This is a genomic window from Candidatus Thiodiazotropha endoloripes (assembly GCF_001708965.1).
Taxonomy (GTDB): domain Bacteria; phylum Pseudomonadota; class Gammaproteobacteria; order Chromatiales; family Chromatiaceae; genus Thiodiazotropha; species Thiodiazotropha endoloripes.
Genome location: NZ_LVJW01000006.1, coordinates 1189852 through 1202168, shown reverse-complemented (window position 1 = coordinate 1202168; position 12317 = coordinate 1189852). Strand labels below are relative to the sequence as shown.

Below are 12317 nucleotides of genomic sequence, written 5' to 3'. Positions count from 1 at the left end.
AAATAGGGCGAAATCGGCCGTATGCGCACCAAATTTGTGCGCAATGCAGCGTATGACAGGAGATGAAGGGAGACCGTCCATGGATATTTGCTCTGTATTCGGCGCTAGAATATCACGGCATGATGCGTATCGCGGTGCTTCTGGTATAGTTGCCAGGCCGCCAAAATAAAGATTTGCCGACACGGATCGGCATTGCATAAACCTAAACCCTGGAGAATAAGATGGCCTCAAAAGCCTTTAAGATGATCAAAGACAATGATGTGAAATTTGTTGATCTTCGGTTTACCGATACCCGCGGTAAGGAGCAGCACGTCACCTTGCCCACTAGTGAGATTAACGACGAGTTTTTCACTGATGGCAAGATGTTCGACGGTTCTTCCATCGCCGGCTGGAAAGGCATTAATGAGTCAGACATGATTCTGATGCCGGAAGATGCCACTTGTGTGATGGATCCGTTCGCCGACGAAAACACCATGAATGTGCGCTGCGATATCCTTGAGCCATCCACCATGCAGGGTTATGAGCGTGATCCCCGCTCTGTCGCCAAACGCGCAGAGGCCTATCTCTCTTCAACCGGTATTGCTGACACCGCTTACTTTGGTCCGGAGCCTGAGTTCTTCATACTCGACGATGTTCGCTGGAGGGTCGATATGAGCGGTGCCATGGTGAAGATCGATTCCGAAGAGGCGGAGTGGAACTCGGAGCGGGTCTACGAAGACGGTAACATCGGTCACCGTCCCGGGGTGAAAGGCGGTTACTTTCCGGTACCTCCGGTGGATTCCCTGCATGATCTGCGTGGCGCCATGTGTCTTGCGATGGAGGAGATGGGCGTACCTGTCGAAGTTCATCATCACGAGGTTGCAACTGCAGGTCAGTGTGAAATTGGCACCCGCTTCAGCACCCTGGTAGAACGTGCCGACTGGGTTCAGATCCAGAAATACTGTACCTGGAATGTTGCCCACGCCTACGGCAAAACCGCCACCTTCATGCCCAAGCCGATCGTTGGTGACAATGGTTCCGGTATGCATGTGCACCAATCCCTGGCCAAGGGTGGTGAGAATGTTTTCGCCGGTGATCAGTATGGCGGTCTGTCTGAAACCGCACTCTATTATATTGGCGGTATCATCAAACATGCCCGTGCACTGAACGCCTTCACCAACGCTTCCACCAACTCCTACAAGCGTCTGGTACCGGGCTTCGAAGCCCCGGTCATGCTCGCCTACTCCGCGCGCAACCGTTCCGCTTCGATCCGTATTCCATGGGTATCCAGTCCCAAGGGGCGTCGTGTCGAAGTTCGCTTCCCTGACCCCACCGCCAACCCCTATCTGGCCTTCTCCGCCATGATGATGGCCGGACTTGACGGTATTCAGAACAAAATCCACCCGGGCGATGCCATGGACAAGGATCTCTATGATCTGCCGGCTGAAGAGGCGGCCAGCATCCCAACCGTTTGCCACAGTCTGGATATGGCGCTGGAAGCACTGGATGAGGATCGTGACTTCCTGACAGCCGGTGGTGTTTTCACAGACGATCTGATCGATGGTTATATCGAGCTGAAGATGGAAGATGTCACCACCATGCGGATGACCACCCATCCGGTAGAGTTCGATCTCTACTACAGCCTCTGATCAAGTTGTCTGACTGAAACAGTTCAGCCAGCGGATTAAAAACACCTTCCTAATAATTGGAAGGTGTTTTTATTTGCGAACTTCGTCGCTTGTTAGTTATCTACGGAGTGACTATGCTTGGCACATGCGCATTCTGATCCTGCTTCTTCTGCCGTTAGTTGTTCAGCCACTGCATGCCAGGGACGTCTATAAATGGATTACCCCGGAAGGCGAGGTTGTCTATTCCGAAAACTACCAGCCCGGCGCGGATACAATCCGGGTGCAGGATTCGAAAAAGAAGACATCCTTGAAAGTCGATGAACTCGACAAGGAAGCGGATGCCGCTGCCACAGGCGACTATCTGCAGTTCGATATCGTACAGCCTTCCAATGATGAGACGATTCGCAGCGATGAGAATTCCGTCTCTGTCGGTCTCTCCATCTCACCGCCACTCTTCGACGGCCATGCTATCCATCTCTATGTGGATGGTAAGAAGCTCGACTCGGAGATCAAAACCACACAATTGGTTCTACAGCAACTCAGTCGCGGTACCCATACGATCAGGGCCGAAATCGTCGACGCTGAGGGCGAGATGGTGAAACAGAGTGGATCAACCACCTTCCATCTACGCCAGGCCGCCGTCAACTGATCGCCACACCGGCTATCCTCTCAATCCCTCGATATCTTCCGGCGTGGTCTAAAACGGCCGCTATTCTGTCTGGAAAAGATTCTATCCGAAACTTTCCATGCACTATAATGGTGCATATTGGTTTCTATTTTTTTAACCTGTCTCGACGATCAGGTTGCAGCAGATCGGATTCGCTGGCTCCAGTTGCATAAAAACCCCCGTTACCCTGGATTCTTCCATGTTTTCCCCGGACCAGCGGTTGATGAATCTGAATTTGGTCGTTGTTGCGTTCGTTGGTGTAGTTTTTGCTTGTTGAATTGCCATGAATCCACAACCCTCTAATCCCTCCATGGAGCGGCGCGTACTCGACAACCTGAGTACCGCCATTCTGCTGTTTGATCGTGAGTTCAATCTGCTGTTCATCAATTCAGCCGCTGAGATGCTGTTTGGTGTGAGTGCGCGGAAGATGGTTGGTAACCATGCGGCTGAACTGCTCTACTGCTCCAGCGGCATTGTCAGAAACAATCTGAACCGCTCTCTGGAAACCGGGCAACCCTTCACCGAGAGGGAGCATCAACTGGAGTTGCAGGAGGGTCGAGAGATTACCGTGGACTGTACGGTGATCCCGTTGCGATCCGGTCAGTATGTGAGTGAGTTTCTGGTGGAGATTCAGCAGGTGGACCGGCAGTTGCGTATCACCCGGGAGGAGCAGATCCTGTCACGCAATCAGGCCAGTCGCGCGCTGGTCAAGGGGTTGGCCCATGAGATCAAAAATCCACTGGGTGGTCTGCGTGGGGCGGCACAACTGCTGGAGCGTGAACTGCCCGATCAATCTCTGACCGAATATACTCAGATCATCATCGAAGAGGCGGATCGACTGCAGAATCTGGTCGATACCATGCTGGGACCAAACCGGATCCCGGAGATGAAAGCTGTCAATGTTCACCAGGTCATGGAGCGGGTTTGTAGTCTGGTGCAGGCTGAGTCCGGGCCGAATCTGAATGTGATCAAGAACTACGATCCGAGCATTCCCGACCTGAACGGTGACATGGACCAGCTGATTCAGGCATTTCTCAACATCGTCCGAAATGGCGTTCGAGCGGCCGGCCCATATGGTGTGGTGGGGATCACCAGTCGGGTGTTGCGCCAGTTCACCATCGGTAACATCCGCCACCGCCTGGTGATCTCGATCGAGATCTGTGACAACGGACCGGGGATTCCTCCGGAGCTGCAGGAGCGGGTCTTTTTCCCGCTGGTCTCCGGCAGCAACGGCATGGGACTCGGTCTTTCCATATCCCAGACCCTGATCAATCGACATCAGGGTTTGATCGAATTTACCAGTAAGCCTGGTGAAACCGTATTTAGAGTATTACTTCCTTTGGAGCAGGTAGATGGATAGAGCATGCCGCGTATGGGTGATAGATGATGATCGCTCGATTCGATGGGTTTTGGAAAAAACCCTGGAAAAGGCGGATATGGAGGTAACCAGTTTTGAGAGCGCGGACAGTGTGCTCAGTTCACTGGATAAAGGCCAGCCCGATGTGGTTGTGTCTGATATCCGCATGCCGGGCATGGATGGTCTGGAGCTGCTGGAGTTACTGCATGCCCGCTATCCCACCCTGCCGGTGATCATCATGACCGCCCATTCGGATCTGGATAGTGCGGTCTCCGCCTATCATGGCGGGGCCTTCGAATATCTGCCCAAGCCTTTCGATGTGGATGAGGCGGTGCAGCAGATACGCCGCGCCTGCCGTCAACAGTTGACGGTGGAAGAGCAGCCGCAAATCGATACCAGTGATGGGGGTAAAGAGATCATCGGTGAAGCACCGGCGATGCAGGAGGTGTTTCGGGCTATCGGTCGTCTGGCCCGATCGAATATCACGGTTTTGATCAATGGTGAATCGGGAACCGGTAAAGAGTTGGTTGCTCACGCATTGCATCGGCACAGCAGCCGTGCGGAGGGACCGTTTATCGCGCTTAATATGGCGGCGATTCCAAAGGACCTGATGGAATCGGAGCTGTTCGGTCATGAACGAGGCGCCTTTACCGGTGCCCAGACACGGCGGGTCGGACGGTTTGAACAGGCGGATAGCGGTACCCTGTTTCTGGATGAGATTGGTGACATGCCGGCTGAGTTACAGACCCGACTGTTACGGGTACTGGCCGACGGTGAGTTCTACCGGGTGGGTGGACACGAACCGGTCAAGGTCGATGTCAGGATCATTGCGGCGACTCATCAGCATCTGGAGGGACTGGTCAAGGAGGGGGCGTTTCGCGAAGACCTGTTCCATCGTCTGAATGTAATCCGTATCCATCTGCCCTCGCTGCGTCAGCGCCGTGAGGACATACCCTTGCTACTGAACTATTTTCTCAAGACCGCAGCAGAAGAGTTGGCGGTGGATTACAAGGTCCTGCTGCCGGAGGCGGAAAGCTATCTCAGTCAACTGGAGTGGCCTGGTAACGTAAGACAGCTGGAAAATACCGCTCGCTGGTTGACCGTTATGGCGTCCGGGCAGGAGATCCATATCGACGATCTGCCGACTGAGCTGAAAGAGTCCGACACCAGCACATCAGATCAGGATGATTGGCGTCAGCTGCTGAGAGGCTGGGTGAAACGGCGTCTTCAGGAGGGATGTGAAGGTATCCTCAATGAAGCAGAGCCCGATTTTGAAACGGTGATGATCGAAACCGCTCTTGAGCATACAGCCGGTAAACGGCAGGATGCGGCGAGACTGCTGGGGTGGGGGCGCAACACCCTGACCCGAAAGATCAAAGAGCTCGGTATGGAAGAGAGCTGAGTTCGATTCTGAGTTGAGACCCTCAGCCCAGCGGGCTGGGGTAATTCAATCCATCCCCAGAAAATTCCGGGTAGAGTGGCTTTTGTCCAAAGCGTGCACTGGGGTTAAGATGCTGCATCCGAAGCAGTCCCCTTGGGGTTGTGATCTCAAGTTTCAAAAACGTAGGTGTCGCATGGATTCCAGTACAATCGATCTGCCGAACAGCGAAATCGAGTCCGTAAAAATCGAAAACGGTAGACTGACCATCTCCTTTTCGCGGGTGATCATCATCAAGACCATGAGCGGTTCTTCTGAACGCACCCGCTGGTACCAGGCGGGTGATCTGATCTTTGAGGAAGCGGAGCTTGAATCATCAATACCCGAATGCCCCTGTATCTGCGAAGGGGGGGATGTTGGCGAGAATGTCTACACCTACCGGGATATGATTCCGCTGCCTTTGGAGAGTCAGGGCAGAGCGAGATGTGATCTGAAAATCAAAGATCAGGAACCTCTGCAGGCCTGGGCGGAAGGGGTCAAACTGGCGATGAAGGAGAGACCCCGCTACATTGAACATCTGCGGGATACTGACTAACGACTCTCAGGTCTACCTGTCACTGCAGACTTGTCCACCGAAGCAAGATGATGGGCCGCCCGCGTGGTTTCAGGCAGTTTATAGCGCGTGGTGGCGGCCAACACATAGTTCAAGGCGCTATCCAGTGAAATCCGGTGACCAATCGAAACATAGATTGGTTTCATCCCTGAACGGCTGCGTAACACCGCACCGATAATCTCATCCCGATCCATTAACGGAACCCAGCTTCCCTTCTCTTCCGGCAGCTGCTCATGCTTCCCAATAAGACGGGTTTTTGCAACCCCAATCGATGGGATATCGGTCAGCAGACCCAGATGACAAGCCAGTCCAAAGCGTCTCGGATGTGCCAACCCTTGACCGTCGCAAAGCAGCAGATCTGGCACACAGCTGAGTTTATCAATGGCCTGCAGGATCGCCGGTACTTCGCGAAATGAGAGCAACCCCGGTATATAAGGAAACTGGGTTGGAATCCGTGCTATGGCCTGATCGATAAGTTGCAGGGAGGGAAAATCGAGAATTGCAATGGCTGCACGGGTTACTTTTCCAGATTGCTCAAAGCCCACATCCACCCCGGCAATGCGTCGTGGTTGTCTTATCTGGTCAACTTGGATGACCTGGCTTCTGAGCTGATTTTGTAGGGCTATAGCATCCTTCGGCGTCAGGTTCCATGGGTGGCTTAGGGCCATCAATTGATGATTTCCGCTTACAAATTTTGAAAAATAGCTTAATCTTGAAGTTCAGAGGCCTGGAAAACAACTAATATTATTTATAAATTACTGTATCATGTTTAAGCTTTCTTGAAACTGGACGATACATCTGTATCGATTTCAAGGATGGATCTGCTTCAAGCGGTACAGTTTTAACAGAAAAATCTACAGAAAATTATGTCAGTCGAGCTATTCAATAACGGAAGTCATATCTGTGTGGCATTCAGAGACCTGGTCTCAGGTGAAGCCGTACAAGCCAATCAGTTTCTAATCTACGATCATCAGCATGCTGCACTCATCGACCCAGGTGGTGAACTGACCTATTCCAGGTTATTCATGGCGATCAGTGACTATATGAATGTGAAGAAGCTCGATTATGTGGTTGCCTCCCACCAGGATCCGGATATCGTTGCTTCCGTCAACAAATGGCTGGTTGGTACAGACTGTAAGGTTGTGGTGCCTGCCCTGTGGGAGCGCTTCATCCCCCATTTCACACGCCCTGGCCGCTTGGTTGATCGGGTTGTGGCAATTCCGGATGAGGGTACCAATCTGCAACTTGGGAATATCCGCCTGATGGCGTTGCCCGCACACTTCCTTCACGCGGAAGGCAATTTCCAGTTTTATGATCCACTCAGCCGTATTCTCTTCTCCGGGGATTTGGGTGCCAATCTGCCACCGGGGGATCTTAATGCTCCGGTGAAGAAGCTCTCTGAGATAATGCCTTACATGGAGGGCTTCCACCGCCGCTATATGAACTCCAACAAGGTCTGCAGACTGTGGGCGAATATGGTCCGTCAACTCGATATCGAGATGATCGTACCCCAGCATGGTCGGGCTTTTGTCGGTAAGAAAGTGGTCAATGAGTTCATCTCCTGGATCGAGAACCTGGAGTGCGGTGTGGATCTGGTGACTCAGGCGAACTATCAGCTCCCCTGATTATCAAGCCGCAGTCGAACTGATTGTCGGCACTGTGCAATAGCGTCATTTTTCAAACGGTAAACAATCTGTTTCAGAGGACAGCGTGTCAGTCGATTTCGTCTGTGGACAGAATTTCCGGAATCTGGTTAATCGGAATGGGTTTGCTGAAATAGTACCCTTGCAGATATTTGCAGCCCAGATGTGTCAGAACTTTCAATTGCTCTTCCGTTTCCACACCTTCGGCAATGACTTCCAGTTCCAATGCCTTACCCATTGAGAGTATGGCATTGACCAGAGAATACTGGCTGCTCGATTTTGGTGAGCCCTGCTCCTCCGACCAGTGAAGTTGACTGATGAAACTGCGATCGATTTTAAGCTGTCCGATCGGCGCGGTATCGATTGTTGCCAGCGATGAGTAGCCGGTACCGAAATCATCCACTGAAAAGGTGATGTTCAATTCCGATAACTGTTTGAGGGTGTCTGTAGCGACCTTGTTATCCGGCAACAGCAGGGATTCGGTGATCTCAAAAACCAGACATTTGGGGTCGAGCTTGTAACGCTCTATGATCTGCTCCACCTGAGTGTAGAAGTTGGAGGACTCAAGCTGTTTGGCACTGATATTGACGGCATAACGAATCGTGGGATCGAACAGTTTTTGTTGTTGCCATGCAATGATCTGCTTGACCACCGTCTGCAAAACCCAATTGCCGAGATCAACAATCATGTTGGTATCTTCAGCAATGTGGATGAATTTATCCGGAGTCACAATACCGCGATAAGGGTGTTTCCAGCGTAACAGGGCTTCCAGAGCATAGATGGTGCCGTCTTTACGCATTTGCGGCTGGTAATAGAGAATGAATTGCTGCTCTACCAGGGCCACCCGGAGTTCCGCTTCGAGGATCATGCGCTGTCTGGCCATCTCCTGCATGTTGACCTGAAAAAAGCGGGCCACTGCCCCACCCTCTTTTTTTGCCTGGTACATGGCGGTATCCGCCTGGCGTACCACATCGTTGAGATTGTCTTTTCGTTGAAAGGGAAAGATGCTGATGCCAATGCTCAGGGTAATCTGAAAACTGTGACCGCCCAGAATCATCGGTTCATTCAATGTTTCGATGACATGTTCGGCGAAGCGTTGGGCAATCACGGCCATGATGTTGTTGTCATGATGCTGTTCGGCGAGCAGGATGACAAATTCATCACCACCCATCCGAAACAGCATATCTTCCTTGCGGGTATGCTGTTGAATCCGGTTGGTGAAATCGATCAACAGTTTGTCGCCGGTGTGGTGGCCAAGAGAATCGTTGATGTTTTTGAAACGGTCCAGATCCATGAACAGCAGGGCGCCAAAGGAGTGTTGTCGCTTGGCAAGGGCGAGCGCGTTTTCCAGTCGCTCATAGAGTGATGCCCGGTTCGGTATACCGGTAAGCAGATCGTGAAACGCCTGGTAGTGAATTTTCTCTTCAGATTTTTTGATCTCGGTAACGTCACTGATGACGATAAGTATCGTTTCAGACCAGTGCTGGTTGCCGGATTTATTATCGCTATCCAGCCGCCGGCCCTGAATCCTGCCGATGAAGCTGCTTGTATGGGTGCCTCTGTCGCCAACTTTGAATCTAACGTCGATATGTTTATCTTGAGGCTGCTTGACAAAGGCATTGAAGCGGCTGCGGAATATGTTCTGATCGATTGGCAGCATGAACTCTGCCAGAGCCTTGCCGGTGAGGCTGTATTTTTCCATGCCCAGCATGGAAGCGAGCATCTGGTTGGAGCGTATGATCAGGCCACTGTCATCAAGACTGGCATATCCAACCGGGGCTTCGTTATAGAGATCGAGATATTGTTGATGAGTGAACTCCAACTTCGCCTGGGATTGGCGTAACTCTTCATTCTGCAATTCCAATTCGATCTGATGAACATGCAGATCCTGCAGTAATCTGTCCCGGTCAGCCAGTTTCTTTTCGTAAGTGATGCGCTGACGTCTTTGAGCGATCTGTTCTGCCCTCTCGCGCATATACTCATGATTTGGATGGCCAGGTTTGTTGCTGTCGTCGTTACCCATTGCTGCAGACTCATTCGCTTATTGATCTTTTAATAAGCCTACAAACCAATGTCGTTGGCCGATGACCATTTCCGCTACGGTCAGATGTTGATTGATAATCTCTCCGTCTTGTCGTTTGACCGGGACTTCACGGGTTGTTCCGATAATTTTTGAGTTGCCCTCTTTCAGATATCGTTGAATGAAATAGTCATGCTGAGTGGCGAAATCATCCGGCATGAGGATCGATATGTTTTGATCGATCAGCTCACTCTCATCGTAGCCAACCAGATCGGTCAAGGCCTGATTGACTTCCTGAATCTCACCCTGTTCATTGATCAGCACATAGGCGTCGCTGACCTTGAGCAGGGCCTCCATCCTCAGCTCCTGTTCGACCAGCTTGTTTTGCGCCTGTCTCAACCCACTTGTGCTGACAAAGGTGAAGACCACTCCGGAGTAGGTATCTGGTGCAATCTGATAAGGAAAGACACGCATTAAAAACTCTTCGCCGTTCTCCGTATTGATCTTTTCCCTTTCAATCCCTGTTTCATTGATCAGTACCTCTTTGGCCAGTTGTACCAGATCCACATCGAGCAGTCTGTGGGAGAGGTGACTGATCGGCCTGCCGATGTCCTGATCGATGACCCGGAAGAGCTGTGTGGCCTCAGGGGTATAACGTCGTATATCCAGATTCTCATCGAAAAACAGGGTGGCAACACGGGTGTTGCACAGCAGGTTGTCCAGGTCGTTATTCACCTCTGTCAGCTCGGTGATTTTACCCTGGTACTCGGAATTGACCGTGTAGAGTTCTTCGTTGACAGATTGCAACTCTTCATTGGTACTCTGTAACTCCTCATTACTGGCCAGCAACTCTTCATTGGTCGCCTGCAGCTCTTCGTTGGAGGTTTCAAGTTCCTCAACGGTTGCCTGCAGATTCTCCCGGGTAAACTGCAGTTCGTTCTCCAGGTCAATGATGCGTTGCTGAGCCTCCTTGCCTACATTGTAGGTTTCGGAAGAGGAGGTGGAGGATTGAGTGGAAGTACGAACCTCTTCGATAAATACGGCGACCATCATGACCTGGCGTTTTTTAGTCGGTAGAGGTTTCAGCCGCATATTAACGACCTTATGCTTCTCTGCCAGGTTAAGATTGATGTTGGAGTAGATCAGCTCTTCCTTGCTTTTGAAGACTTTTTGCAGACCTGTGGAGAGTGGGATCGCCAGATCCTTGATAACCAGTTTGGAGACATCATTGACCACCTTGCCGGTGGTAAATTGTAGATAGTCTTTGGCGTCACCGGCCACATGCATCAGTTCCAGCGATTCACTGACCACCAGGCAGAATGGCAGATAGTCTCCTGCCACACCTTCCACCAGGCGTTCCAGCAGGCGCTCCTCCTCATGCATGCGTGCGGCCATACCTCGGCCTGACATACGGTTGTTGTTATACCAGCGCTTGGCATCGAAGTTGATCGCCGGTTCCGAAAGCTCCGACTGACGACGTCGGCCTCGGGATTGGTAGATTCGCCATTTGTGATCGACCGGATCGAAGTACTCGCCCATCTCACCGGTGGTTTCACTGCTGCCGAGGAACAGTACGCCTTTCGGATTGAGGGCAAAGTTGAACAGTTCGAGAACCCGTTTCTGCAACACCGGCTGCAGATAGATCAGCAAATTGCGGCAGCTGATCAGATCGATGTTGGTAAAGGGGGGATCCTTGACCAGATTGTGCTGGGCGAACACCACCATCTCTCTGACCTGACGGCTGATGTAGAAACCTTCATCCCGGCGATAGAAGTACTTCGAGAGCATGCCGGGTTCGATATCCGCCACCGCACTCTCGGCGAAGACACCGGCACTGGCAGCCAGGATCGCTTCCCGGTCCACATCAGTGGCGAAGATCTTGACGTCCAGGTTCAGGTTCTGTTGTTCGATCACCTCACAACAGAGAATCGCCAGACTGTAGGCCTCTTCACCGGTGGAGCAACCACTGACCCAGATGCGGAGTTTATCCTCTTTCGCCTCTTTGAACAGTTGCGGGAGAAATTTGTCGGCAATGGCGTCAAAGGCTTCCGGATCCCTGAAGAAACTGGTGACACCGATCAGCAGGTCTTTATGCAGACTGTTGAGTTCCACCGGATAACTTTCGAGAAAGCGCACATAGTCGCTCAGATCATGGATCTGATTGACTGCCATGCGGCGTTCGATACGACGAATGATGGTGGTGGGTTTGTAGTAGGTGAAATCGATCTTATTGCTCTCCCTGAGCAGGGCGAAGATACGCGTCACCCCATCCTCGTCGTTGAGCATGGTGCTGGCATACTCATCCTTGGCGGTGAACGGATGTTTCAGATAGGAGAGCAGCTGGGTCGGCATCTCATTGGGCGGCAGGATGTAATCCACCAGCCCGGTGGCAATGGCGCTGCGCGGCATGCCGTCGAAGGCAGCGGTCTCTTCCGCCTGTACCATCACCATGCCAAGCTCTTCCTTGATGGCACGGATACCACTGGTACCGTCACTGCCGGTGCCGGAGAGTACGATGGCGATCGCCTTGGCGCCCTGGTCCTCTGCCAATGAGCGGAAAAAGATATCGATCGGCAGGTTGATGCCTCGTGCATCCCGATCCTGTTCCGACAGAATGATACGACCGTGAAACAGCCGCAGGTTCTTGTTTGGCGGGATCAAGTAGACCGAATTGGGCTCTACCAGCTCACCATCCTGGGCCCGGTTTACCGGCATCCGGGTCCGTTTTGAGAGCAGTTCCGCCATCAGGCTTTTGTGATCCGGGGAGAGATGCTGAATCACCACAAAGGAGACGCCGCTGTCCGGCGGCATTTCCTTGAAGAAGGCTTCGATAGCTTCCAGTCCCCCTGCAGAGGCGCCGATGCCTACGATATGAGTTGGTTTTGCCTCGGTTTCCAACTCACCTGTAAGCTCTGGATCAGTGCTGTTTTTATCATTCATATCACTATCTGAGGAGTGCTGGTTTGGGTTTTGAATCCCAAGCAAATTATACATATTAATACAGTATTGATATTGATTTGTAACAATTAAAG

Annotated in this window: 9 protein-coding genes; 6 read left to right on the top strand and 3 right to left on the bottom strand. The window is 51.9% G+C overall.

Going from position 1 to position 12317, the window contains the following annotated elements; translation table 11 throughout:
• Positions 1-221: 221 nt before the first annotated feature.
• From glnA to A3193_RS16055, 5 genes are all read left to right on the top strand, one after another.
• The gene (glnA, locus tag A3193_RS16075; RefSeq protein ID WP_069003222.1) at positions 222-1628 is read left to right on the top strand and encodes a glutamate--ammonia ligase; all 1407 of its coding nucleotides are present in this window, start codon (positions 222-224) and stop codon (positions 1626-1628) included.
• A gap of 124 nt (positions 1629-1752) precedes the next feature.
• Positions 1753-2256 carry a DUF4124 domain-containing protein gene (locus A3193_RS16070; protein ID WP_069015285.1) on the top strand — a complete coding sequence of 168 codons (504 nt, stop codon included), beginning with the start codon at positions 1753-1755 and terminating at the stop codon, positions 2254-2256.
• Between the two features lie 301 nt (positions 2257-2557).
• Positions 2558-3634 (top strand): nitrogen regulation protein NR(II), encoded by a 1077-nt coding sequence (gene glnL, locus A3193_RS16065; protein ID WP_069003224.1) that lies wholly within the window; start codon positions 2558-2560, stop codon positions 3632-3634.
• A complete protein-coding gene (ntrC, locus tag A3193_RS16060; RefSeq protein WP_069003225.1) occupies positions 3627-5033 on the top strand; it encodes a nitrogen regulation protein NR(I) in 1407 nt (468 codons plus the stop codon). The genes glnL and ntrC overlap by 8 nt, the downstream gene beginning before the upstream one ends.
• 172 nt (positions 5034-5205) lie before the next feature.
• Complete coding sequence (locus A3193_RS16055; RefSeq protein WP_069015512.1) at positions 5206-5604, top strand: hypothetical protein; 399 nt, start codon at positions 5206-5208, stop codon at positions 5602-5604.
• Here A3193_RS16055 and nfi read toward each other — a convergent pair.
• A complete protein-coding gene (gene nfi, locus A3193_RS16050; protein ID WP_069003226.1) occupies positions 5601-6290 on the bottom strand; it encodes a deoxyribonuclease V in 690 nt (229 codons plus the stop codon). The genes A3193_RS16055 and nfi overlap by 4 nt on opposite strands.
• A 198-nt stretch (positions 6291-6488) precedes the next feature.
• On the opposite strand from nfi, the gene A3193_RS16045 reads away from it, so the two are divergent.
• Positions 6489-7247, top strand: a complete 759-nt coding sequence (locus tag A3193_RS16045) for an oxygen-binding di-iron domain-containing protein (RefSeq protein ID WP_069003227.1) — start codon at positions 6489-6491, stop codon at positions 7245-7247.
• A gap of 88 nt (positions 7248-7335) precedes the next feature.
• Here the strand turns inward: A3193_RS16045 and A3193_RS16040 are convergent, their stop codons facing one another.
• Together A3193_RS16040 and A3193_RS16035 are read right to left on the bottom strand one after the other, a co-directional pair.
• Complete coding sequence (locus tag A3193_RS16040) at positions 7336-9288, bottom strand: putative bifunctional diguanylate cyclase/phosphodiesterase (RefSeq protein ID WP_069015284.1); 1953 nt, start codon at positions 9286-9288, stop codon at positions 7336-7338.
• An 18-nt stretch (positions 9289-9306) separates the two neighbouring features.
• Complete coding sequence (locus A3193_RS16035) at positions 9307-12225, bottom strand: chemotaxis protein CheB (RefSeq protein WP_069003229.1); 2919 nt, start codon at positions 12223-12225, stop codon at positions 9307-9309.
• Between the last annotated feature and the right edge of the window lie 92 nt (positions 12226-12317).